Source organism: Paracidovorax wautersii (genome assembly GCF_900113035.1).
Taxonomy (GTDB): Bacteria; Pseudomonadota; Gammaproteobacteria; order Burkholderiales; family Burkholderiaceae_C; genus Paracidovorax; species Paracidovorax wautersii.
This window is the reverse complement of the sequence record NZ_FONX01000024.1, coordinates 1-25,109: the sequence shown is the minus strand read 5'-3', so window position 1 is coordinate 25,109 and position 25,109 is coordinate 1. Positions and strand designations below refer to the sequence as shown.

The 25,109-nt window shown below is 71.1% G+C and carries 15 protein-coding genes; 8 read left to right on the top strand and 7 right to left on the bottom strand.

Going from position 1 to position 25,109, the window contains the following annotated elements:
• The first annotated feature begins 144 nt into the window (after nt 1-144).
• From BM070_RS22595 to BM070_RS22585, 3 genes are all read left to right on the top strand, one after another.
• Nucleotides 145-1,581 (top strand): oxygenase MpaB family protein, encoded by a 1,437-nt coding sequence (locus BM070_RS22595; RefSeq protein ID WP_245785336.1) that lies wholly within the window; start codon nt 145-147, stop codon nt 1,579-1,581.
• A 19-nt stretch (nt 1,582-1,600) separates the two neighbouring features.
• Nucleotides 1,601-3,436, top strand: a complete 1,836-nt coding sequence (locus BM070_RS22590) for a diguanylate cyclase (RefSeq protein ID WP_092942194.1) — start codon at nt 1,601-1,603, stop codon at nt 3,434-3,436.
• 270 nt (nt 3,437-3,706) lie between these two features.
• Entirely contained in the window at nt 3,707-5,185 is a 1,479-nt protein-coding gene (locus tag BM070_RS22585; RefSeq protein ID WP_092942191.1) for an FAD-binding oxidoreductase, read from the top strand.
• A gap of 40 nt (nt 5,186-5,225) precedes the next feature.
• Here BM070_RS22585 and BM070_RS22580 read toward each other — a convergent pair whose 3' ends face one another.
• Together BM070_RS22580 and BM070_RS22575 are read right to left on the bottom strand one after the other, a co-directional pair.
• Nucleotides 5,226-6,554 (bottom strand): diguanylate cyclase domain-containing protein, encoded by a 1,329-nt coding sequence (locus BM070_RS22580; protein ID WP_092942188.1) that lies wholly within the window; start codon nt 6,552-6,554, stop codon nt 5,226-5,228.
• 217 nt (nt 6,555-6,771) lie between these two features.
• Nucleotides 6,772-7,596, bottom strand: a complete 825-nt coding sequence (locus BM070_RS22575; protein WP_092942185.1) for an undecaprenyl-diphosphate phosphatase — start codon at nt 7,594-7,596, stop codon at nt 6,772-6,774.
• A 196-nt stretch (nt 7,597-7,792) separates the two neighbouring features.
• Here BM070_RS22575 and BM070_RS22570 point away from each other — a divergent pair, with 196 nt between their 5' ends.
• The 3 genes from BM070_RS22570 to BM070_RS22560 are packed head-to-tail and all read left to right on the top strand — an operon-like array spanning nt 7,793 to nt 10,365.
• Nucleotides 7,793-8,359: a DUF6622 family protein gene (locus tag BM070_RS22570; protein ID WP_092942182.1), complete on the top strand. Its 567-nt coding sequence runs from the start codon at nt 7,793-7,795 to the stop codon at nt 8,357-8,359.
• An 18-nt stretch (nt 8,360-8,377) separates the two neighbouring features.
• Nucleotides 8,378-9,502, top strand: a complete 1,125-nt coding sequence (locus BM070_RS22565) for a sensor histidine kinase (RefSeq protein ID WP_092942179.1) — start codon at nt 8,378-8,380, stop codon at nt 9,500-9,502.
• A complete protein-coding gene (locus tag BM070_RS22560) occupies nt 9,481-10,365 on the top strand; it encodes a LytR/AlgR family response regulator transcription factor (protein WP_092942176.1) in 885 nt (294 codons plus the stop codon). Before BM070_RS22565 ends, BM070_RS22560 begins: the two co-directional genes overlap by 22 nt.
• 25 nt (nt 10,366-10,390) lie before the next feature.
• Here BM070_RS22560 and BM070_RS22555 read toward each other — a convergent pair whose 3' ends face one another.
• The 5 genes from BM070_RS22555 to BM070_RS22535 all read right to left on the bottom strand — a co-directional run bounded on the left by BM070_RS22555 (nt 10,391) and on the right by BM070_RS22535 (nt 23,336).
• The gene (locus tag BM070_RS22555) at nt 10,391-11,551 is read right to left on the bottom strand and encodes an alpha-hydroxy acid oxidase (RefSeq protein ID WP_092942172.1); all 1,161 of its coding nucleotides are present in this window, start codon (nt 11,549-11,551) and stop codon (nt 10,391-10,393) included.
• A 135-nt stretch (nt 11,552-11,686) separates the two neighbouring features.
• On the bottom strand, nt 11,687-12,547 hold the full coding sequence (locus BM070_RS22550) for a DMT family transporter (RefSeq protein WP_092942169.1): 861 nt from the start codon (nt 12,545-12,547) through the stop codon (nt 11,687-11,689).
• A gap of 127 nt (nt 12,548-12,674) precedes the next feature.
• On the bottom strand, nt 12,675-15,032 hold the full coding sequence (gene pbpC, locus BM070_RS22545; RefSeq protein ID WP_092942166.1) for a penicillin-binding protein 1C: 2,358 nt from the start codon (nt 15,030-15,032) through the stop codon (nt 12,675-12,677).
• A gap of 169 nt (nt 15,033-15,201) precedes the next feature.
• Complete coding sequence (locus BM070_RS22540) at nt 15,202-17,004, bottom strand: methyl-accepting chemotaxis protein (protein ID WP_139222911.1); 1,803 nt, start codon at nt 17,002-17,004, stop codon at nt 15,202-15,204.
• A 323-nt stretch (nt 17,005-17,327) separates the two neighbouring features.
• The gene (locus BM070_RS22535; RefSeq protein ID WP_092942160.1) at nt 17,328-23,336 is read right to left on the bottom strand and encodes an alpha-2-macroglobulin family protein; all 6,009 of its coding nucleotides are present in this window, start codon (nt 23,334-23,336) and stop codon (nt 17,328-17,330) included.
• 192 nt (nt 23,337-23,528) lie between these two features.
• Between BM070_RS22535 and BM070_RS22530 the strand changes: the two genes are divergently transcribed.
• Entirely contained in the window at nt 23,529-24,794 is a 1,266-nt protein-coding gene (locus tag BM070_RS22530) for an OpgC domain-containing protein (RefSeq protein WP_092942157.1), read from the top strand.
• A 98-nt stretch (nt 24,795-24,892) separates the two neighbouring features.
• Nucleotides 24,893-25,109 (top strand): leucine zipper domain-containing protein (locus BM070_RS22525; RefSeq protein WP_139222910.1); only part of this gene is annotated, 217 nt, incomplete at its 3' end.

Here is a 25,109-nt window from a genome sequence, read left to right as displayed (position 1 = left end):
CTTTGACAGTCACACGCCAACACTGCGCAGTTCCCAACAAGACGTAGTCCTCCCCTACACTGCAACCGCATTGCAGGCAGGGGGATTACGCCCTCTGCCTTTTCCTCGTTGCTCCCCCTCCTTCAACGGCGCGTCATGAACAGCATGCCTGAACCCCGAGCCGACAGCTCCGAAGCCATTGCGTCCCACTGGCAGGCCGACCCGCTGGCAGACGACACCATCGCGCGCATCCTGGGGCCGTGGCCGCAGGACGCGCTGCCGGGCGCGCAGGCCCTGCAGTGGCAGCGCATCGCCGCCGTCAACCGGGCCTTCGCCACCTGGACCGACAACGCCACCATGGCCGACTGGCAGCCCCCGGACTCGGTGCCGCCGGACATCGCCGAGGCGCTGCAGGATTTCATCCGCGCCGGGCGCGATCTGCCGTCCTGGGCCGACCCGGCGCTCATCGGGCGCGCCGAGCGGGTGTTCATGGACTACGGGGTCCTGTCCTGCACCCTGCTGTTCTGCGCCAGCCTGCCCGAGTGCTACATCGTTCCCGACCTGGCCAGCGTGCTGCACGCCACGGGCCAGCTCGAATACAACACCGAGCACCGCATCCGCAGCACCGCCGCGATGATCTTCCCGGTGATGATGCACGGCGGCCTGACGCGCCCCGAGGGTTCGGGCGTCGCCCAGGTGCTCAAGGTGCGGCTGATCCACGCCACCATCCGCTACCTGATCCTGCGCGAGGAACCGCAGCCCGGCCGCGCCCGCCTGCACAACGTCGCGCCGCTGGAGCGCCCGGCCAAGCCCAATATCTACCAGGTGCTGGCCGCCCTGGGCTGGAACACCGAGCGCGACGGCCTGCCCTGCAACCAGTCCGAGCTGGCCTACACCCTGCTCACCTTCGGCTACGTCTTCCTGCGCGGCATGCGCCGGATGGGCATCGGCCTTTCCGAGGCCGACGAGCGCGCCTATCTGCATACCTGGAACGTGGTGGGCCACGTGCTGGGCATCGACAGCGCGCTGATGATCCGCACCATGGACGAGGGCCAGGCGCTGCTGGCACGCATGCAGGCCGAGGGCCAGGCCCACCTGACCCCGCCCGACGTGCGGCCCGCCCTGGCGAAAGCGCTCATGTCCGCCATGGAACAGGTCATTCCCTGGCGCATCGCCCGCCCCTTCCCGCGGCTGATGACGCGCTACCTCTGCGGCCGCGTCAACTTCGCGCAGCTGGGGCTCGATGACCAGCCTGCCCCGCTGCGGTCCTGGCTGCTGTTCTGGTTCCTCCTGGGCGCCGCGCGGCTGATCGACGCCATCGCGCAGTGCTTCGTGCCGCGTTTCTCGATCACCCGCGCGCTGATGCGGGTGCTGGGCTACCACCTGCTGGTGAAGCTGCTCATGGACCAGACACGGCCGCTGCAGCTGCCCGAGGCGCTGCTCGGGCAAATGACCCAGACGGTTGCCAGTTGGAGCGACGACCCGAAAGCGCCCCGGTGGCTCAACCGGCTCGAAGACCGGTTGACGACCACCGGAACGTGGCGCCCCCTGTCGAGGCCCCAGCCGGCAGTGGCCGATGGCGGGCCGCAATCGGTGAACTGAGGGCGAGAGAAGGCCCTTCATGCCGGCATCCGCGCTCCTTGCCGTCTCACTGCCTTCCGAAACACGGCCCTGCGGCACCGGCCAGCCGTTACGGCGCCTCTGCCTGCACGGCCTGTGGCTGTGGCTGCTGCTGGCCTGCTGCTGGGCCGGCCTGGGCGCGCCCGCACCGGCCCGGGCGCAGCCGGTGCTGTGGCTGCAGGCCGGCACGCCGCCCGTGAAGGCCTGGCCCTACGTGCAGATGCTCTCCGATCCCAGCCTGACGCTGCGGATCGGACAGGTGCTGGCACAGCCCGATGCCTTCGAGATACCCGACGTGAAGCCCGGCTCCCTGGGCGTGCGCACCGACGCGGTCTGGCTGCGCGTGCCGCTGCAGGCGCTGGGCACCCATTCCGTGGCGGCGGCGCTGAGCATCGACTATGCGCTGCTCAACGAGGTGGATGTGTATCTCGTCCACCGGGGCGAGATCACGCAGCACGCCACGCTGGGCAACATGCAGCCGCAGAACGCCCGGCCGCTGCTGTGGCGCACCCCGGCCATGGACGTGCCGCTCGAGCCCGGCGAGCGCTATGAGCTCTACGTCCGCCTGCGCACCGGCGGGGGGATGATCGTGCCGCTCTTCATCGGTGAAAAGCGCCTGCTCGACCCCCGCATGCTGGGCGAACAGATGGTGCAGGGCATCTTCGCGGGGCTGACCATCTGCCTGCTCGTGTACAGCCTCTGGCAATGGCTCTCGCTGCGCCAGCGGCTCTTTTTCTACTACACGCTGCTGGTGCTGGGCAGCGGCGGCTTTTCCGTCCAGTTCTTCGGCATCGGCGGGCAGTTCCTCTGGGGCGACAGCCTCTGGATGGAGCAGCACATCGGCAGCCTGTGCGGCTTCCTCGGGGCCATGGCATCGTTCCTCTTCATGGGCCATGTGCTGGATGCCAGCCAGCCCACCCGCCGCTTCATCCGCATCATGCAGGGCTGCGCCCTGCTCACGGGCGTGCTGGGCCTGGCCTTCGCGCTCGACCTGATGTCGGTGCGCGTGGCCATGACGGTGCTGGGCCTGCTCGGCCCCATGCCTTCCGTGCTCAGCGTGCCGCTGGCCCTGCGCCAGGCCCGGCGCGGCGACCCGCTGGGCTGCACGCTGCTGTATGCCTGGGCGGCCTATCTGGTCGCCGCCGTCACGCTGGGCCTGCTGGTGCATGGCAAGCTGCCCGCCAACGTCTGGACGCTGCACGCCTTCCAGGCCGGCACCGTGCTGGACATGCTGCTCTTCATGCGCATGCTCGGCCTGCGCACCGCCGCGCTGCGGCTGGAGGCCCAGCGCGCCAGCCGCGAGCGAGACGCCATGCAGTCGCTGGCCCACACCGATCCGCTGACGGGCCTGCCCAACCGCCGCGGGCTGGACAAGGCCCTGGAGGCCGCCCTGCCCCGCTCCCGGCCCGGCGGCCTGCTGGCGCTCTACATGCTCGATCTGGACGACTTCAAGCCGGTGAACGATCGCTTCGGCCACGACGTGGGCGACCACCTGCTGGTGGCGGTGACCGCGCGGCTGCGCGAACACCTGCGCAACTCGGACACCGTGGCGCGCGTCGGCGGCGACGAATTCGTGGTCATGGCCTGCGAACTGCCCAGCCCCGACCAGGCGCACGAGCTGGGCTGCACGCTGCTGGAAGCCTTCCGCACCCCGTTCCGCGTGGGCGCCTACGACCTGCGCGTGGGCCTGACCATCGGCTACGCGCTCGCACCCACCGACGCCGCCGACGCAGCCACGCTCATCAAGCTGGCGGATGCGGCCATGTACAGCGGCAAGCACGGCGGGCGCTTCTGCCTGCGCCGCAATACCGGCGGGCTCACGCCCAGCGCGGCCTGAGCCCGCCAAGCCCAGACCGCGACACAACCTGCGGGCTCGCCATACGGCCCCCGCCCCGGACGGCCCATCAACGTCTCCCCCATCTTCAGCAGGGCCGAGTAGCGTGGAAAAAAGCGCGTGCCCAGCCCGGCAGCCATCCCCTACACTGCCACGCCGCGGCGTTACATGCAGACACATGCGCGCTGCCGTCCGCCACCTGCAGTCATGGCTGCTGCAGGCCTGCGGTATCCACATCCGCCACCACGTTCAAGAACCGAGGGAAAGTCCACCATGGCCCATCGCAAGAGTCCTGCCCGCCACGCCAAAGACGAACGCGTCGCCCACCTGCTGGCGCTGGCTGCCGCCAACACGCCCACCGACGCCCCCTGGCCCTGGGAGGCGCTGGCCGCGCTGGAGAGAGCGATGGTCGGCTACATCGTGCTGCCGACCACGCCTGGCTACAACGATGACCGCCAGGAGTCGAACCACGCCTTCCAGGCCTTCCCGCTGCTCATCGCCTACTGCAAGAGCGAAAACGACGCGATGCTGTGCGTGCAGTTCGCGCAGACCTGGAAGCTCTGGGTGGCCTTGCGCTGCGGCGGCCACAGCACGGCGGGCTATTCGGTCAACACCGGCGGCATGGTGATCGACCTCAAGAACCTGAGCGGCGTCACCATCGACACCCAGGCGCAGCGCGTGCACGTGCTGCCGGGCACGGATTTCGACACCTTCAACAGCGCCATGGGCGCCACCGGGTGGCACGTGCCGACGGGCGCCTGCGGCAACGTCTGCGTGGGCGGCTTCGTGCAGGGCGGCGGCTACGGCTACACCTCGCGCCAGTTCGGCATCCAGAGCGACATGGTCGAATCGATGCGCGTGCTGCTGGCCGACGGCAAGACCATCGTGACGGCCAGCGCCACCGAGGAGCCGAACCTCTACTGGGCCATGCGCGGCGGCACGGGCGGCAACTTCGGCGTGCTGCTGCAGGTCACCTACCGCATGGTGCCGCTGCCGAGCGTGTGGGCCTGGTCGATCGGCTGGGACGCGGCCGATGCGGCCGACGTGCTGGTGCTGCTGCAAAAGGACTTCATGCGCAGCGGCGCGCCCGATGCGCTGGGCTACATGATGAACCTCGGCTACCAGGACGGAAAACCCGTCTTCATGATCCAGGGCATGTACTGCGGCACGCGCGAGGAAGGCATGGCGGCCATCGCCCCCCTGCTCGCGGTGCCGAGCGCCAAGCTGCTGGTGGACAAGTCGGGCACGTATCCCGAGATGAATGTCTGGCTGGAAGACCATCCCTACGAGCTGCCGGAGAACCTGACCGCCGCCGTCTGCGAGACCAAGTCCAGCGGCTATATCGGCCGGACGCTGACGAAGCAGCAGTGGCAGGCCGCGATCGACTATTTCACGACCTCGCCCAACACCTGGTCGCTGGTCTACCTGGAGCCCTACGGCGGCGCGATCCAGCGCTACCCGGCCGCGGACAGCGCCTTCGTCCACCGCGATGTGGATGCGGACCTCGTCGCGGACGTGTTCTGGACCACGGCCGAAGAACGCGCCGCGGTGGAGCAATGGCTCGCGGGCTTCATGGAGCTGATGGCGCCCTTCCTGACCGGCGCGGTGTACCAGAACTACCCCGACGGCACGCTCACCGATTACGCGGCGGCGTACTGGGGCGCGGACACCTACGCGCGCCTGCAGAGGGTCAAGAAGGAATACGACCCGCAGGACTTCTTCCACTTCGCGCAGAGCGTGAAGCTGCCCTGACGGTGCGCCCGGCGCCGGACGTGGGCGCCGCGAAAAAAACTCAGCCCTGGCCCGCGTAGCGCATGCAGTTGCGGCCGGTGCGCTTGGCCGCGTACATGGCCTGGTCGGCCTGGGTCATGAGCAGTTCGATGTCGCCGTCCAGCGGAGGGTGCATGGCAACGCCGATGCTCGCGCCCACCTGCAAGGCCAGGCCGTCCACTTCCATGGGTTCGGCCAGCGCGGAAATGATGCGTGCGCCGATGTAGCCGACCAGGTCCGCCTCCACGTCGGTGTCGAGCATCACCAGGAACTCGTCGCCGCCCAGCCGCGCCACCGTGTCGCTGCCACGCACCGCCCGGGCCAGGCGGCGCGCAACGCAGCGCAGCACCTCGTCGCCCAATTTGTGGCCGTGGCAGTCGTTGATCTTCTTGAAGCCGTCCAGGTCGATGAACAGCAATGCCACCGCGCCACCGCGCGAGCGCACGCGGGAGAGGGAATGCTCGAAGCGGCGCTGGAATGCCGAGCGGTTCTGCAGGCCGGTGAGCGAGTCGTGGTTGGCCAGGTAGTGATGCTGGCGCGCGATCTCGATCTTGGCCGAGATGTCCTGCACCAGCGACATGATCGAGGTCACGCGGCCGCCTTCGTCGGTCAGCGCGGAGCTAAACCACTCGCAATGCACCTCCGATCCGTCGGCCCGATGCAGGCACGATTCCACCCGGTTGCGCGTGGCGCGGCCCGAGCGCAGGTCCGAGAACGCCTGCGACAGGTGCTGATCCATGGCCGAGGTGCCGGGCAGCTCGTGCAGGCAGCGGTGCTCGACTTGCCCCAGATCCTGCCAGCCCATGAGCTCGATGGCGCGGCTGGAGCAGCGCAGCACGCGCAGTTCGTCATCCATCTCCAGCACCGCGAGCGGGCTGTTGTCCATATGCGATGACAGGCGCTGGTTGGCCGTGCGCAGCGCGTTCATGGCGACCTGGAGCTCGTCCACGTCCAGCGCGGCGGTGATGAAGCCCGCGATGTCGCCGCTCGCGTCGCGCCAGGGCGACAGGCAGATGGTGCGCCAGGACTCACGCCCATCGGGGTCGAGCACCGGCCGCTGGTAGCTCACCCGTTCGCCGGCCAGCACGCGCTGCACGTAGTGCAGGAAGCGCGAGTAGTTGTACTCGCCGTAGAGTTCGATCAGGGTCTTGCCGACGAGCTCCTCGGGCGCAGCCCGAAACCAGCGCGCGTACTCGTCGTTCACATAGACGATGCGCAATGCGCGGCTGACCACGGCCACGGTGGCGCCGACGTTGTGCGTGAGCACCTGCAGCATGTCGGAGTCGGACAGTCCAGGGAACGGCCCGACGGCGGAAAGCGAGCCGTTCAACGGCAATTCGATCGGCGTCATAGCCAACGGGTCCCTTGTACCGAGGCCGGCTGCCCGCGCGCGCGATGCGGCCGACGGGCCCGGCAACAGCCTGCGTCATCCCCCGCGGCGACGGCGCGCGGTCCAGGGGCCTCAAATGAGGCGGCAGCTTATCACCTTATTTTTTACGGCAGCAAGTGCCGTGGGGTGATATTGCCGCCCCGCCGGATGGGGCAGGCCATCTGGCGCTGCCAGGGTTTCACTCCGCCCAGGTCACCAGCCCCGACCAGGCCGTGGCCAGCACGATCACGCCGAACACGATGCGGTAGTAGGCGAAGGGCACGAAGCTGTGCGTGCTGATGTAGCGCAGCAGCCAGCGCACGCAGACCAGCGCGCTCAGGAACGAGAACACCAGGCCGGTCGCGAAGAGCGGCAGATCGGCCCAGGCCAGCAGGTGGCGTTCCTTGATGAGGCTGTACACGCCCGCGCCGATCAGCGTGGGGATGGCCAGGAAGAACGAGAAATCGGTCGCCGCCTTGCGCGACAGGCCCAGCAGCATGCCGCCGATGATGGTCGAGCCGCTGCGGCTGGTGCCGGGCACCATGGCCAGGCACTGCACCAGGCCGACCTTGAGCGCGTCCATCACCGTCATGTCGTCCACCGACTCCACGCGCACCGCCGTCGCCGTGCGCTTTTCAGCCCAGAGGATGATGAAGCCGCCGATGATGAAGGTGCTGGCCACCACGACGGGCGTGAAGAGGTGCGCCTTGATGGCCTTGCCGAACAGGAGCGCCAGCACCACGGCGGGCAGGAAGCCCACGAACACGTTGAGCGCGAAGCGCTGCGCCTGGCGCTGGCTGGGCAGGGCCACCACGGTTTCGCGGATGCGCTGCCAATACACCATGATGACGGCGAAGATGGCGCCGGTCTGGATGGCGATGTCGAAGACCTTGGCCTTTTCGTCGTCGAAACCCAGCAGCGCACCTGCCAGGATGAGGTGGCCCGTGGAGGAAACGGGCAGGAACTCGGTCAGGCCCTCGACAACGCCCATGATGGCGGCCTTGAGCAGCAAAAGAATGTCCACGGGGAATTCGGTGTAAGTTGGAGGGAGCCGGGATTATGTGCCCTCGCCACCGCCCGCCGGCGCGCATGCCCGACCGTCCGCACCCGCCAGGCTGCCGCTCGCGCCCTGCGGCCGCCGCTTCGTCGCAGGGCGCTGGCGCCCGGGCGGGCCGGGGCCGACAGTGGCGCCATCGCCCCACCTCGCCAGGAAAGACACCATGCTGCTGGATCTGATCGTTCACCGCCCGCAGGCCATCGCCGGGCTGCTGCGTGGCACGCCGGCGGGCGTGTGGCTGCTGCTGGCCGGGCTGACGGCGCTGGGCGTGTCGCAATGCCGCCCGCGCAGCGCCGGCCTGGGCCGCACGGTGGCGCTGCCTCTCGCCATGGCGGCCCTGGGCGCCTGGGGCGTGCTGGCAGCCTCCCGCACCGCCGGCCTCGCCTGGGAACCGCTGGCGCTGTGGCTCGCAGCTGCCCTCGCCACCTGCGCCCTGCTTTCGCGGCTCCTGCCGCAGGCGCCGGCCGGCGCCCGCTACGACGCGGCTGCGCGCCGCTTCCGCCTGCCGGGCAGCCCCGTGCCGCTGCTGCTGATCCTGGCGGTGTTCTGCATCAAGTACGCCGTGGGGCTGGAAACGGCGCTGGACCCGGCGCATGCCGCCCGCCCCGGCTTCGCGCTGGCGGTGGCCGCCGTCTATGGAGTGGCGACCGGCGGCTTCCTGAGCCGCGCGGCGCGCCTGCTGCGCCTGGCGTACCCGGCAGGGCCCGCCCGATCCGCCGTGCCCGCCTGAACCTGGAACCCACGCCCCATGAGCCACCGAGTCCTGCACGACCTCATCCGCCACGGCCTGCTGGTCGCCGCGTTCTCCATCGCCATCGCCACGTCGCTCACCCTCGCCGGCAACGGCCGGCTGGACGACAACCTCGCGCATGCGCTGGGCATCGGCTTCTTCAGCTGGATCAGCATCGACCTGGGCCGGCTCTGGTTCTCGCGCCATCAAGATACGCCCTGGCCTCAGGGCTGGCACGGGTTCAAGGGCTGGCTGGTGGTGGCGGCCGGCTCGGCATTCGGCTACTGCACCGGCATGGCGCTGGGCAACTGGTACAGCGGCCTGCCGCTGCAGCTGGCCAGCTTCACCTCGCCGTTCGCGCTCAGCTCGTCCCTGGTCATCACCGTCGTCGCCAGCGTGGTGATCTCGTTCTTCTTCTACAGCCAGGGCAAGTCGCGCTTTCTCACCGCCAGCGTGGCGCAGGCCCAGCGCGACGCGGCCGAGGCGCGGCTGGCGCTGCTGCAGTCGCAGCTGGAGCCGCACATGCTGTTCAACACGCTGGCCAACCTGCGCGTGCTGGTGGCGTCCGACCCCGAACGCGCCCAGGCCATGCTGGACCACCTCATCGACTACCTGCGCGCCACCCTGGGCGCATCGCGGGCCACCCGGCACCCGCTGGCCGACGAGTTCGCGCGCATCAACGACTACCTGGCGCTGATGGCCGTGCGCATGGGCCCGCGCCTGGCGTTCACGCTGGATCTGCCCGCCGATCTGCAGGCCGCCCCGGTGCCGCCCCTGCTGCTGCAGCCGCTGGTGGAGAACGCCATCCGCCACGGGCTGGAGCCCACGCTGGCCGGCGGCCACATCACCGTGCGGGCGCGGCGCCTGCCCGCCACGCCGGCCGAACCCGAACGCCTGGAGCTGACGGTGGAAGACGATGGCGCCGGCCTGCCCCCGGGCGGCGCGCCGCCCGCAGCGCCGCAGGGCGCGAGCCGCTTCGGGCTGGTGCAGGTGCGCGAGCGGCTCGCCACGCTGCACGGCGCACAGGCCACTCTTGAATTGATAGCATCGAGCCCAGGCGTTACCTGCGCGCGAGCCGTATTTCCCCTGGATTCCACATCCGCATCGATACCGACACCGCCATGCCAGCCCCCCGCGCCCTGATCGCCGAAGACGAACCCCTGCTGGCCGAGGCGCTGCGCCGCGAGCTGGCCCGCGCCTGGCCCGAACTGCAGCTGGCCGCCACCGTGGGCGACGGCCGTTCCGCCGTGCGCGAGGCGCTGGCGCTGCGGCCCGAGGTGCTGTTCTTCGACATCCGCATGCCCGGCCTGGACGGGCTGGAGGCCGCACACGAACTGGCCGACGCCTGGCCGCAGGGCGACGGGGCGCCGCCCTTTCCCGCCCTGGTCTTCGTCACCGCCTACGACCAGTACGCGGTGCGGGCCTTCGAGGCGCAGGCGATCGACTACGTTCTCAAGCCCGTGCAGCCGCAGCGGCTGGCGCGCACGGTGCAGCGGCTGCAGGAGGTGCTGGCGCGGCGCGCGGCGACGGCCGAAGCCACCGCCACCGCCAGCGCCAGCGCCAGTGCCGCAGCGCCCGATACGGCGCCCGACGCCGCGCTGCAGACCATGCTGGAGCAGCTGCGCGCCCTCACCGCCCTGCCGCTGGCCGCCCGGGTGGCGCAGCCGGAACCTGTCCCCGCCCCGCTGCAGCTGCTGCAGGCCGGCGTGGGCACGCAGATCCACCTGGTGCCGGTGCAGGACGTGGTGTATTTAGAGGCCGCCGACAAGTACGTGCGGGTGCTGACGGCGCAGCACGAATACCTGGTGCGCACGCCGCTCAAGGAACTGGCGGCACAGCTCGATGCGCAGCAGTTCTGGCAGATCCACCGCGGCACGGTGGTGCGCGCCACGGCCATCGCCAGCGCCACGCGCGACGAGGCGGGCCGGCTGCACCTGCAGCTGCGCGAGCGGCCCGAACGGCTGGCGGTGAGCCGGCTCTACGCCCACCTCTTCAAGGCGATGTAGCAGGCGAGGCCGGCCCTGCGGGATCTCAGACCGGGTAGGTGCCCGGGATCAGGATGTGCCGGTCCACGTTCTGGATGTTGGTGTGGCCGCAGAAGGCCATGGTCACGTCCAGCTCCTTGTGGATGAGCTGCAGCGCGCGGGTCACGCCGGCTTCGCCGTAGGCGCCCAGGCCATAGACCATGGCGCGGCCGATCATGGTGCCGCGCGCGCCCAGGGCCCAGGCCTTGAGCACGTCCTGGCCGGAGCGGATGCCGCCGTCCATCCACACCTCGATCTGCGAGCCCACCTCGGCCACGATGGCGGGCAGCGCGGCGATCGACGAAGGCGCGCCGTCCAGCTGCCGGCCGCCGTGGTTGCTGACCACGATGGCGTCGGCGCCGGAGGCCACGGCCAGGCGCGCGTCCTCGGCATCCATGATGCCCTTGAGGATCAGCTTGCCGCCCCACTGCTCCTTGACCCAGGCCACGTCGGCCCACGACAGGCGCGGGTCGAACTGCTCGTTGGTCCAGGCCGAGAGCGAGCGCATGTCGGTCACGCCCTTGACGTGGCCCACCAGGTTGCGGAAGGTGTGGCGGCGCGTGCCGGCCATGCCCAGGCACCAGTACGGCTTGGTCATCAGGTTGACGATGTTCTTGAGCGTGGGGCGCGGCGGCGCCGACAGGCCGTTCTTGATGTCCTTGTGGCGCTGGCCGATCACCTGCAGGTCGAGCGTGAGCACCAGCGCGCTGCACTTGGCGGCGCGGGCGCGCTGGATCATGCGGGCCATGGCATCGCGGTCGCGCATCATGTAGAGCTGGAACCAGAAGGGCGAGCTGGTGTGCTCGGCGATGTCCTCGATCGAGCAGATGCTCATGGTGGACAGCGTGAACGGAATGCCGAACTTCTCGGCAGCGCGCGCAGCGTGGATCTCGCCATCGGCATGCTGCATGCCCGTGAGGCCCACGGGCGCGATGGCCACCGGCATGCGGGCCGGCGTGCCGACCATGCTCACGGCGGTGCTGCGGCCGTCCATGTTCACGGCCACGCGCTGGCGCAGCTTGATGCGGTGGAAGTCCTCGGAGTTGGCGCGGTAGGTGCCTTCGGTCCAGGAGCCCGAGTCGGCATAGTCGTAGAACATACGCGGCACGCGGCGCTCGGCCACGGTGCGCAGGTCTTCGATGGTGGTGATTTTGGAAAGGTCGGGCACGGGAAGATCTCCGTAAAAGAGGGGCTGGCAATCGATGAACGATCGTAGCCCGCACCCGTGCGGCAGTGCGTGAAGGCTTTTGCCTGGCGCGTGAAATTTCTGCAGCCGGCCCCGTGGGACGCCGCTGGCGCAGCCTCAGCGGCGGCGCGCCAGCGCCACGCCCGCGATCGCCACCACGAAGCCCAGCAGTTGCACGGGCGAGAGCCGCTCGCCGAAGATCAGCCAGGCCTGCAGGGCCGACAAGGGCGGCACGCCCAGCAGCAGCGCGGTGGTGCGCGTGGCCTCGCCGCGGCGCATGAGCCAGATCAGCAGCGTGGCGCCGCCGATGGACAGCACCAGCACCGAATAGGCCAGATAGCCCCAGAGCAGCGGCGCATGGTCCCAGCGCGGCTCGCCCAGCCACAGCGCCATGGGCAGCAGCACCAGCACGGCGCCCAGGTTCTGCAGCGCGCCGGCGCTGCGCAGATCGCCCGCGGCCCAGGGCGACTTCTGCACCATCGAGCCGAGCGTGAGCGCCAGGATGCCGCCCGCCCCCACCAGCACCACGGGCAGCGAGAGGCCGGCCGCGCTGGTGTCCTGCAGGCGCGGCAGCAGCACCAGCGTGACGCCGCTGAAGCCCAGCGCCAGCCCCCACCAGGTGGCGCGGGCCAGGCGCTTGCCCAGCACCGCGACCGCGATCAGCGCCGTGAGCAGCGGCTGCAGCGAACCGATGAGCGCCATGACGCCGGCCGGCAGCCCCTGCGACATCGCCCACCAGCTCGGGCCTACGTAGAGCCCGTTCATCAGCGCGCCGGCCAGCAGCTGCATGCCAATGCGCTTGGCGCCGCGCGGCCACGCCACGCGCGCCCACAGCGCCACGGCGATGAACACCAGCGCCACGCCGCCGAAGCGCATCGACAGGAACCAGAACGGATCGGCATGCGGTGCCACGCCGCGCCCCACCAGAAAACCGGTGGACCAGATGAACACGAAAAGCAGGGGAGCGGCGGTAGGCATGAAAGGCGGTGCGGGACGAAGCGAAGCGCGGGGGCAAGAAAGCGGCAGGGCCGTGGCGGTGCGTGCGGATCGGCTCGCTCCGCCGGCGGGACGGGGAGTGTAGGCTGCGCGGCGGCAGCCCGCCGTCTCAGCGACGACTCTCGCGCACCCCGGCTCCGCGCACCTCGATCTGCACTTGGTCGAGCACCGCGCCGCGCGCGTCGATCAGCTCCACCCGATGCCGGCCCGGCCAGGGCAGCCAGCCCCACTGCGCACCCCGCCCCTGCACCTTGCCGTCGATGCGCCAGCGCAGCGGGCCGGCGCCGGTAGACACGTCGTCGGCCGCGAAGCGCAGGCGCTGGTGGTCCGGCGGAATGTCGGGGTCGAGCGCGATGATGGTGCCCGGCGCGGGCGCCAGGATGCGCGGGCGCGGCGCCTGCGGGCCCCCGCCGTCACCGTCGCCCGCAGCGGCCCCGGCGGTGCGGCCTTGCGTGCCCGAAGGGGCTGCAGCGCGCATGGATGCGTCGCCATTAGCTACCGTATCGATAGCAAACTGGCTTTGCTGCGTGCCCGCCAGAAACCATTCCTGCCGGGCGCTTTCCAGCGGCGTGCCGGCCGCGCCCGGCTGCGGGCCGTAGCGCACCGCCGCCTGCACCAGGCCGGCGGGCGGCTTGGGCGCGCGGCTGGGCGTGGCGCGGTGCAGCCAGCCCATCACCTCGGCCCAGATGGGCGCTGCGCCGCTGGTGCCGCTCACCTCGTGCATGGGCGCGCCGCTGGCGTTGCCCACCCACACGCCCACGGTGTAGCGCTGCGACCAGCCGATGGCCCAGTTGTCGCGCATGTCCTTGCTGGTGCCGGTCTTCACCGCCGTCCAGAAGCGCGTGCCCAGCACGCTGTCGGTGCCGAAGGTGCGGGTGCGGGCGTTGGCGTCGGAGAGGATGTCGCCCACGATGAAGGCGGCGCGCGCGTCCAGCGCCTGCACGGGCGCGGGCGGCTCGCCGGGCACGCGCGGCAGCCAGCGCACCGGGCTGTAGCGCCCGCCCTGGGCCAGGGCGCGGTAGGCGTTGGCCAGCTGCAGCAGCGGCACCTCGGCGCTGCCCAGCGCCAGGCTGTAGCCGTAGTAGCCGCCCGATTCGCGCAGCGGCAGGCCCAGCGCCCGCAGCTGGGCGAAGAAGGCATCGGGCGTGACCATGACCAGCGTGCGCACGGCCGGCACGTTCAGCGAGGCGGCCAGCGCCGTGCGCGCCGACACCCAGCCCTTGAAGCGCCGGTCGTAGTTCTGCGGAATGTAGAGGCCGCTCGCCGTGGGGATGTTGGCCGGCGCGTCATCGACCAGCGATGCAGCCGTGAGCCGCCGCTCGGCGAAGGCCTCGCCATAGAGAAAGGGCTTGAGCGTGGAGCCGGGCTGGCGCAGCGCGAGCACGCCGTCCACCTCGCCCGCGCGGCTGAGCGTGCCCGACGACCCCACCCAGGCCAGCACCTCGCCGCTGGCGTTGTCCAGCACCACGATGGCGCCGTCCTCCACGTTGCGGCCGCGCAGCTCGCGCAGGTGCTGGGTGAGCGACTGCAGGGCCATGCGCTGCAGCGGCGCGCTGAGCGTGGTGGCCACGCGCTCGGGCGGCGGGCCGGCGGCGGCGTCGCCACCGCCCTGGCCGCGCAGCGCCTGCCGGGCGAAATGCGGCGCGATGCCTTCGGTTGCGTCGAACGCGCGGCGCTGCAGTGCGGCGGTGGTGAAGAGGTCCAGCGCATCGCATTCGGCGGCAGCGCCGCCCTTGTCGCCCCCCTTGTCGCCCCCTTTGTCGCCCCCCTTGCCGCTGCCCTCGCGCGGCTGCATGGCCTGCAGCACTCCGCAGGCGCGCTGCGCCACCAGCGCGGGCCGGGCGTTGGGCGCGCGCACCAGCGCCGCGGCCACCGCCGCCTCGCGCAGATCGAGCCCGTGCGGCGCCTTGCCGAAGAGCGTGCGCGAGAGCGCGTCGATGCCGACAATCTCGCCGCGGAACGGCACCAGGTTCAGGTAGGCCTCCAGGATCTGGTCCTTGCGCCAGCGCCGGTCCAGCACCTGGGCGGCCACGGCCTGGCCGAGCTTCTGCACCGCGCTGCGCCCGCCCGGGCCCTGGCGCCAGTCGCCGTCCAGCAGGCCGGCCAGCTGCATGGTGATGGTGCTGGCGCCGCGCGTGCGCTGGTTCCAGAGATTGCCCCAGGCGGCAGCGGAAACGGCCGCCCAGTCCACGCCGCTGTGTTCGTAGAAGCGCTTGTCCTCGCTCAGCACCAGCGCCGTGCGCAGCGCGGGCGACACGTCCGCGAGCGGCACCCACTGGCCGCGCCGCACGCTGGCATCGGTGCGCACGCGCTGCAGCACCTCGCCCTCGCGCGAGAGCACCAGGGTGTCGGAAGAGCGGAAGTCCGCGCGCACCTCGGCGGGCGTGGGCAGGGCCAGAGCGGGCTGCGGGCCGGCCGCCAGCAGCGCGATGCCGCAGGGCGCGGCCACCGCCACCGCCGCGCCCATGGCAGAACGCCACGCCTTCCGTGCAAGAAGGCGTGGCGCCGGGCTATCCGTGAAAAAGCGCTGAGCCAGGCGGCCCGCCAGCGCGCGGAATGAAGAAAGAATGGGGCGGCGGATCATGCAGGCCGCAGGCTACCACCGCGCTGCCTGCGCGCCCGCTTGCCCCGCAGCGTCAGAACGACTCCCAGTCGCCCTCGGCTTTCGAGGCGGCTCCCGCACCCGCGCCGGCAAGCGCCGTGCGCAGCGGCTGCGCGGCGCGCGGCCGGGGTGCCGGTGCCGGCCTGGCCGCCTGGTGCGCCGGGGCCAGGGCGGGAGTGGACGATGCCGCGATGGTGGGCGCAGCCGCCTTCTTCGGCGCCATCGCCATCGCACTGCGTGGCGCGGGGCTGCGCAAGGCCCCGGGCTGCCCGGCAGCGGCCGTACCGGTGCCCAACTGGAACAGGCTCACCGACTGCACCAGATCCTGCGCCTGGCTGTTCAGGCTGGCCGCGGCGGCTGCCATTTCCTCGACCAGGGCGGCGTTCTGCTGCGTGCTCTGGTCCATCTCGGTCACGGCCTCGCCCACCTGGCTGACGCCGGAGCTCTGCTCGCTGCTGGCCGCGCTGATCTCGCCCATCAGGTCGGTCACGCGGCGGATGCTGGCGACGACTTCGGTCATGGTGCTGCCGGCCTGGTCGGCCAGCTGCGCGCCGGACTCCACCCGCGCGACGCTGTCGGTGATGAGCTGCTTGATCTCCTTGGCGGCGTCGGCCGAGCGGCCGGCCAGGCTGCGCACTTCCGATGCGACCACGGCGAAGCCCCGGCCCTGCTCACCCGCGCGGGCGGCTTCCACCGCCGCATTGAGCGCCAGGATGTTGGTCTGGAAGGCGATGCCGTCGATCACCGAGATGATGTCGCTGATCTTGCGCGAGCTGTCGGTGATGCCCTTCATGGTGTCCACCACCTGCGCCACCACCACGCCGCCCTGCTCGGCCACGCCGCTGGCGGCCTGGGCCAGCTGGTTGGCCTGGCGGGCGTTGTCGGCGTTCTGCTGCACGGTGGAGCCCAGCTCTTCCATGGAAGCCGCCGTCTGCTCCAGCGCGCTGGCCTGGCTTTCGGTGCGGCCGGACAGGTCGGAGTTGCCCTGGGCGATCTGCGTGCTGGCCGAGGCCACGGCCTCGCTGCCGATGCGAACGCGCGAGACCACGTTCACGAGCGAGGTGTTCATCTCGCGCAGCGCCTGCAGCAGCACGCCCACTTCGTCACGCGACTGCGAATCGATGCGCACCGTCAGGTCGCCGGCCGCCACGGCCTTGGCCACGGCCACGGCCTGCGCCACCGGGCGGGTGATGGAGCGCGTGACCCAGGTGCCCAGGATCACCGCCATCACCAGGGCCAGCGCGGAGCCGCCCATTTCCAGCCAGAAGGCGGTGTCGGCCGCGCGCTGGGCCGCGGCTTCGCGCTCGGCCTGCAGCCGCTCTTCGGTGCCCATGAATTCGGCCTGCACGGCGCGGAAGCCGTCCATGGCCTCCTTGCCGCGGGCGCGGCGCACATCGTCGGAGAGCGCGTCCAGCGTGGCGCTGCCCGCGTCCACCTGGCGGCGCAGCGCCTGCGTTGCCAGCGCGACTTCCTTGAAGCGCGAGGCCGCCTCACCCATGGATTCGAGGCGGCGCTGCTGCTCGGCGTTGTCCACCGTCAGCGAGCGCGCCTCCTTCAGGGCGGCATCGAAGCTCTGCTGGCCCTGCGTCCAGGGCTCCAGAAAGCCCGGCCTGCCGGTCAGCGCGAAGCCGCGGGTGCCGGTCTCCATGTTCACCATGGCCAGCAGCATCTGCTCGCCCACGCCTAGCACCTTGGAGGTGTGGACGTTCATGGCCTGGGCGCGGGTGAGCCGCGCCTGGCTGGCCATGGCCACCAGGATGACGGCCAGAAAGATGGCGATGACGCCACCGAATGCCAGCGCAAGGCGCCGGGCCAGGGGCCAATGGGAAAAATTCATGGAAACCACTCCTGTCTTTGGGGGATGAGGCCCGCACGGCAGGCGTGCCTGTGCCAGGACAGCAGCCTGCTGGCACTTGCACGGCTGACGTCGCCTCACAAGATAGTGGTTAGGGATACTAAAGTTACAAAGTGTCGCGCCTTGTAGGTAAGCGCCTCATCGGCACTACGGACGAGGCAGTCAGCGGCCACGCCCGCGGCTCGCCAGGGGAGCCGGTCGCAGGTGGGCGGGCCGGCCCAGGCCCATGGCAGGCGCCACCAGGCGCCCCCCTCTGGCGGCAGAGGCGCACGCGGCGCGCACGGGCCGCTGGCCGCGTGCAGGCGTCAGGGCTTGGCCGCCTCCACCTTCACGCGGGCGTTGGGCGTCTCGCCGAACATCTCGGGCGCGTACAGGGCCTCGACGCGGCTGGGCGGCAGGGCGAAGTCGCCCACGTTGTTGAGCCGCACGGTGTACTGCACGCTCGCCGTGCCCTTGGGCAGGTACTCGTAGTAGCTGCGGAAGGCCTCGAAGCTGCGCTCCTCGAAGGCCGTCCAGGCGCTGCCCGAGCGCTTCTCGCCCTGGGTGGCGATCTCGGAATCGCGGCCCAGCCCGCTGCCCAGGATGGTGGCGCCGCCCGGGATGGGGTCGGTCAGCGCCACCCAGGTCATGTCGGCGCTGGAGGTGACCTCCAGCGTCACGCGCAGCACGTCGCCGCGCGTGTACTTGCCGGGCACGGCCTGCTCGACCGGGGTGATGGTCTTCTTGAGCGTGTAGCCCGCCGAGAACGGCGCCTTGAGCGCGATGGCCGCCACCGACTGCACCGTGAGCCAGGGCTTGCCCGTGCCCTGCTGCGTCACCGTGAGCGGCTGCTTGCCGGCCTTGTCGGGCCAGGGCAGGAACATGCTGTTGTTCTTCAGGTTGCCGGGCGATGCGGGCGCGCCGAACCAGGTGGTCTGGTGGGCCGCGCCGGCATCGCCTGCGGCCTGCTGGCGCTCCACCTTGGCCCAGTCCACGCTGGCGGTGGCCGCGCCCAGCGCGGCGCGGGTGCTGCCGGCCACGGGCACGGCCTCGAACCGGGCGCTGAACTTCTCCAGCGCCAGGCCGCCCCAGAGGTTGGCGGTGGTGGTATGCCAGGCGCCGTTCTGCTGGCGGGCGATGAAGCCGTTGGCCAGCCGGCCCATGTCGTCCTGCCAGGCCGGGTCGTCCATCACGGCCAGCATCAGGCGGGCGGTGTTCACGTCGCCGTTCTGCATCAGCCACCACCAGTAGTCGTCCTGCTCGGTGGTGAAGAGCACCTTGGTGCCCTGGTAGGAGAGCCGGCCCTTGAGCACCTGCGTGGCCTCGGCCAGGCGCTGCTCGCGCTGGGGCACGTCCTGCACGCGCTTGAGGATGTTCAGCCAGTCGATCACCGCGTGCGTGGGCCACTGGTTGGGCGCGATGGCGATGCTGCCCAGCATGCGGCCGCTGGCGCGTCCGTAGCGCGAGAGCGCCTCGATGGCGGCGAGCTTGCGCACGTCCAGGTCCTTGCGCGGGCTCCAGAAGTCGCGCTGGATGCGGCCCTCGACGAAGGCCGTGAGGCCGCGCTCCATGGCGGCGAGCGATTCCTCGGGCAGCTTGAACTCGGGGTGCAGCGCAGAGGCCTCGTGCGTGGCCGCCAGCAGGTAGGCGGTGAGCGTGTCGCTGCCCCGGTCGGCGCTGCCGGCCTGCGGCGGGAAGTAGCTGGCAAGGCCGTCCGAGTCGAGGTAGGTGGGCAGCTGCGCGGCCACGGTCTGCCAGAGCTTGCCGTCGCGCAGGCCCACGGCCTTGCTGGTCTTCTGCTCCAGGCAGACGAAGGGGTAGTTGGCGAACCAGTCGCGCACGCCGGGCAGGCCTTCGGCCAGCCTGGGCACCAGCGACAGCTTCAGGCCGCCGCGCTTGGCGCCGGTGGCGGGCAGCGCGTCGGCAGGCGGGGCCACGTCCATGGAGAAGCTGCCGTCGAGCTGCACCAGCGTGGCCTGCTGCACCGTGAGCGGCACGGCCGGGATGATGCGCTGGCTGGCCTTGAGCGCGTCGCGGGCGCTGCCCAGGGTGTCGCGGGCGTCGATCTCCCAGATCAGCGCCTGGGCCCGCGTCTGGCCCAGCTGCGCGGGCGCGGTGACGTTCCAGGCCACTTCGCGCGATTCGCCGGCCGGGATGTCCACGGTCTGCGGCTCCAGGCTCAGCAGCGTGGCGCGCGGAGACACCTGCACCTTCATGGCCTTCTGCGTGGTGTTGCGCAGCGTGACCTGGGCGCGGAACTGGTCGTCCTCGCGCACCAGCGGCGGCAGGCCGCTGATGATCTGCAGGTCCTGCGTGGCGCGGATGCTGGCGGCGCCGGTGCCGAAGAGGCCCGTGCCGGCGTCGGCCACGGCGACGATCCTGAAGGTGGTGAGCGCGTCGTTGAGCGGCACGGTCAGCTTGGCCTGGCCGTTGGCGTCGAGCTGCACGGCAGGCTTCCAGAGCAGCAGCGTGTCCAGCAGTTCGCGCGTCTGCGCGCGGCCCCCGCCACCGCCTGCGGGCACGGCCTTCTTGCCGTAGTGGCGGCGGCCGATGATCTCCATCTGCGCGGTGGAGGTCTCCACGCCCCAGGGCCGGCGCTGCAGCATGGCGTCCAGCAGGTTCCAGCTGGTGTTGGGCATCAGCTCCAGCAGGGCCTGGTCCACGGCGGCCACCGCCACCTCAGCATTGGCGGCGGGCTTGCCGCCGGGCAGCGTGGCGGTGATGGTCACCTGGGCCTGGCCGCGCACGGGGTAGCTTTCCTTGTCGGCAGCCACTTTCACCTCGATGCGGTGGGCCTGCGCGCCGACCTTGATCTCGGCCATGCCCAGCCGGTAGGCGGGCTTGGACAGATCCACCATGGACGTGGGCGCCACGTATTCCTTGCCCTCGTACCAGAAGGCGTTCCACCATTCGCGCGGCGCCTTGAAGCCCCAGGTGAAGAAGCTGTACCAGGGCACCTCGCGCAGCCGCCCGCGCAGGGCCAGCACGCTCACATAGACGTTGGGGCCCCAGCCCTCCTCCACCTTGACCTGCACCGTCGGGTCCTGGCCGTTGAGCTGCACCACGCGGGTGCTCAGGATGCCTTCGCGCTCCACCGCCACCAGCGCCGTGGCGTGGCGGAAGGGCATGCGCACCTGCAGGCGGGCGGTCTCGCCGGGCTGGTAGCTCTTCTTTTCGGGCAGCACGTCGATGCGGTCGTGGTCCTCGCCGCCGAACCACAGCTCGCCCTGCTTGGTGACCCAGACGGACGATGCCGCCTGCGCCTCGTTGCCGTCCTTGTCGCGTGCGGTGGCCACCAGCTCGACCTCGCCGGCCTCATCCAGCTTCGCGTCGCACAGCAGCAGGCCACGGCTGTCGGTCTGGCCCGAGCAGACCGTGCCTAGGTCCTTGGTCTCGGTCTTGTTGTCGTAGCTGTAGAAGCCGCCCACCATGCGCTTGCGGCTGCTGGTGGTGATGCGGGCGATGGCCTTGACGGTCATGGGCACGCCTTCGCGGGCGCGGCCGTCGATGCCCAGGGCCAGCGCCTGGAAGCGGATCTTCTGCGCGGCCGACACCCAGCCTTCGGTCTTGATGCCGGCCACCACGCCGGCGGGCCAGAGCGTCTGCACGCTGCGCAGGGTCTGCACCTCGCCGTTGGGGTCGGCGTAGGTGGCCTCCAGCACCATCTCCTGCGGCTGGCGGGCCTGGGGCACGTCGTCGATGGTGAGCTTGCCCGCGCCGTTGCGGTCCAGCGTGAGCGCGCGCTTGTCGGCGATCACGCGCGTGTCCTCGCTCGCGGCGGCCTCCTGCTCGCCGTCGCCTTCAGCGGCGGTGCTGCCGGCCACGGCCTCCTTGGCAGGGCGCGGCGGGCTGAAGCTGAAGGCGTCGTAGTCGGGGTACTGCAGCGACTTGCCGCGCACCATGGCCGACACGCGCACCGGCAGGTTGGCCGCGCCGCCGCCCGCAACGTAGTTGATCTGCACCTCGGTGGGCACCGAGCGCGCGCGCACCAGCGGCTTCTTGTCGATGGGCGCGATGCGGCCTTCGAGCACCGGCAGGCGGAATTCCTCCACCCGGAATTCGCCCGAGCTGAAGCTGCGGCCGTTCTCCCCGCCCCCGCGCAGCTCGACGCTGTAGACGCCCAGCTTGGCGGCGGGCGGCACGGCGAAGGTGTTCTCGGCGCTCAGGCCGCCGGTGGCCGTCTTGCGCCAGGCGAGCGGCTGGGTGTATTGCTGGCCGCTGCCCACGTGGGTGATGACCAGCGTGGCGGGGTCGCTCTCCGGCAGGCCGAAGCCCTGACGGGTCTCGCTGCGCAGCAGGTGCTTCATCGACACGGTCTCGCCGGCGCGCACCAGGGTGCGGTCGAAGATGGTGTGCGCCACCTCGTCGGGCTGCGGGCTGCTGCTGGTGGGCACGTTGAAGCGCCAGGGCTCGATGCCGCGCTGCCAGTCGCTCCAGGTGAAGGCCATGTCGGGCACGCCGTCGGGCCCCTTGGCGCGGGCGCTGACGAAGTAGGCCTGGCTCCAGTCGCCCCGGTCCTGGCAGGTGGGCGCCTGGGGCGAGAGGCCGTCGAAGCTCGCCACGCCGTCGGCATTGGTGGTGGCCGTGGCCAGCACGCGCCCGTCGCAGGCCGACACGCGCACCTGCGCGCCGGGCACGACCTGGCCCTTGTCCAGCGTGGTGACCCAGGCCGCGGCGTTCTCGCGCCCGAGCTTGAAATGGACGGCCAGGTTGGTGACCAGGGCCGAGGTGCGCACGTACATCGTGCGGCCCGCGCCGTAGCGCTCATCGAGCAGCGACTGGCCCAGCAGGGGCGAGGCGATCTCCACCACATGGAAGCCAGGCGTGAGCGGAATGCCCACCACCTCGAAGGGGCGCGGGTCGCCGTTCGCGGGCCGGGGCAGGTCCAGCGCCTTCACGCCGGGCAGGCCGCCCAGCAGCGACAGCATGCGGGTCTGCACCTCGCCGCGGCCCTGCTCCGGCAGCGCGGGGGGCAGCGCGCCCTTGACGTCGCGGCGCGCCTGGTCGCGGGCGATGCTGGGGCCGTCGTAGCGGCGCAGCTTGCGCATCCAGGCGATGATGTCCGCGTCGTTCTCCGCCTGCAGCGTGCTCACCTGGCCCTTGGCCGGCTCCTGGCCCGGCTGCAGGCCCTGCACGCGCAGCGCGGCCTCCACGTTGCGCAGCGTGACGGGCAGCAGCGCCGGGCCCTGCGGGCCTTCGGCGAAGCGTTCGACGATGCCGAAGGGCGAGGCCGCGAACTTGGCCAGCGGCGGCATGGCGCCCACGGCCACCGGCAGCGGGAAGCTCGCCGCATTGGCCAGCGTGCGGCCGGAGGCGTCCTTGAAATCGGCGGGCAGCTGCAGCGTGTACTTGCCGCCTGCGGTGAAAGGCGGCGCGAACGAAAGCCGCGTCACCACCGAATCGGCATCGCCCTCTTGCTCGATGCGGGGCTTGAGCGTCTCGCTGCCCGACTTGAGGCGGATGCCTTCGGCCAGCTTGCGCGGCACGGGCGCGTTGAACGACAGCCGCAGCGGGCGGATCGGCAGGCAGGCGGCCTGGGCGTTCTCGCGCTCGCAGGCGAAGTCGGCCGCGAAGGGCTCGCGCACCTTGTAGGTGTAGCGTTTCTCCACCGTGCTGGCCACGCCGCTGGGCGTGGCCACGCCCGCGCCATAGACCAGCTGTACCTGCGAGCCGGAGGTGAGCCGCCGGTTGCAGGCCAGCGTGGCATAGCGCAGCGGCTCTTTGGCGGCGGCCTTTTCCAGGCCCTGCGACTGCAGCAGCGCCTGGCGGTCGGGCCCATCGATGGCGCGCACCGGAATGCGTTCGCCCACGCCATCGGCCACGCACCACACATGGGCCAGCAGGCTGGCCTGCGTGGCCGGGCCGCTCAGCCGCAGCAGGAAGAACTGCTCTTCGTCGATGGGCTGGTAGGTGCCCGGCTGCACGCTCTGCACGAACGGCCCGCCGCTATTGAATTGATAGCTTCTCGCCCCCGTCAGCGGAGCGCCGGCGGCCGATTTGAAGCCCGGCACCGGGCTGACCGTGCAGCGCACGCCGGGCGGCAGGTCGCCCGCGAAGTCATAGACCCACTCGCGGTCGCTGGTCCAGCGGGCCGTGCCCTGGCGGGCCGCGCCCTCGCTGCAATCCACGGTGAAGGGCGCGGGCGCCTTCGGGTCGCCGAAGGCCACGGCCGGGCCGTCGAACTTGGCCACCACCTGCCGCACGCGGGCCACCTCGCCCTGCGGCGACAGGCTGGCCACCGTGAGCGCCTGCGCGCCACCGGCCAGCGCGGTCAGGGACAGGGCCGCCAGCAGGCGGCGCAGGGTGTGTCGGGAGAAGGTGTGGGCTGTCGTCATGGTCGGTCGGCGGTGGGCTGGGGCGAGGCGGAGGGCGCCACGAAGGCAGGAGTGCAGCGAGGGTAGCCCATGGCGGCCCTGCGGCACACCCTCCGATCGGGGCAGTTGTCAACGACCTACAACGGGCCCGCGGCGGCCATGCCACCATGGCGCACCGCCGGCCATGCTCTCCGCACCCGGCCTCCACTGCCCATGCCGCCACCTCCGCCCGCCTCCGCCCCCTCCCAGCGCCGCTGGGAGATCGACGCCGTGCGCGGCCTGATGCTGGTGCTGATGACGGTCACCCACCTGCCCACGCGCATTTCGCTGCCGCTGGGCCAGCCCTTCGGATACGTCTCGGCCGCCGAAGGCTTCGTGCTGCTGTCGGCCTACATGGCCGGCCTGGTCTATGGGCGCGTGGCCTTCCGCAAGGGCGTGCCGCAGATGCGCCGCGCCTTCTGGCGCCGGGCGCTCACGCTCTATGGCTGCCAGGCGGCGGCGCTGCTGTTTCTCTTCACCGTCATCACCGTCATCGGCATCGACGAGCCAGCCATCAAGGGCCTGCTGGCCTTCTACTTCGCCCGGCCGGTGGATGCGCTCGTGGGCGGGCTGCTGCTGGTGCACGAGCCGCCGCTGCTGGACATCCTGCCGCTCTACGTGCTCTTCATGCTGCTCAGCCCGTGGGTGCTGGCCTTCGCGCTGCGGCGCGGCTGGGTGCCGGTCATGGCCGTGAGCGTGCTGCTCTGGGTGCTGGCGCAGTTCGGCTTCGCGCAGTGGGCTTACGGGCATTTCGCGCACGTGCTGCCGGTGTCGGTGCCGTTCACCGAAACCGGCTCCTTCGTGATGGGGGCCTGGCAGTTCCTCTGGGTGATGGGCCTGTGGATGGGCGCGAGCCGCAACGACCCGCAGGCGCCGCCCTTCGCCTTCCCGCGCTGGACGCTCTGGGTGGCCGGCGCCATCGCGCTCACCGGCTTCGTCTGGCGCCACGCCGTGGGGCAGGCGCCCTTCCCGCACATGCCGCAATGGAACGTGCTGCAGGACAAGTGGCTGCTCGCGCCGCTGCGGCTGATCGACCTCTTCGCGCTCACCGTGCTGGCCATCCGCTTCGGGCCCGCGCTGCTCGCGCGCCTGCCCCGCATGCGCTGGCTGGAGACGCTGGGTTCGGCGTCGCTGGCCGTGTTCTGCGCCCACCTGGTGGTGGTGCTGCTGGTGCTGGGCCTGTTCGGCGCCAACTACGAGCGCCCCTGGCCGCTGGACATCGCCCTGCTCGCGGCCTGCTTCGGCACGCTCTACGCGGTGGCGCGCACCACGCTCTGGCTGGACCGGCAGCCGGGCGACGACGCCGATGCCCTGGCGCCGCCCGTGCCCTATGCGGAAAAGCCGCCGCCCCTGACCCACGACGACATGGCCCTGCCGCTGCAAAGCGAAACCTTCGCCCCCGCCAGCCCAGCCCCTGTGAGGGCTCGCTCGGCCGGCTAGCTGTGAAGCTTCAATAGGTTGTATCCGGTGTTCATCCTGGTTGGATTTGAGAGACTGGAAGTCGCCAAACACCCAATCGACTCAGGACACCCAACCGGATGAACACCCATAAGCATGCCCGACTTACCTTCGCCCGCCGACTTGAGATGGTTCAACAGATGACCATTCATGGCCAGGACGCCGCCCAGGCAGCTCTCGCCCAAGGCGTCACCGCTCAGACAGCCAGGAAGTGGCTGGGCCGGTATCTGAGCGGTGGCGAAGCCGCCCTGGCCGATGCATCCTCCAGACCAACGCGCTCGCCCCGGGCCATCGACG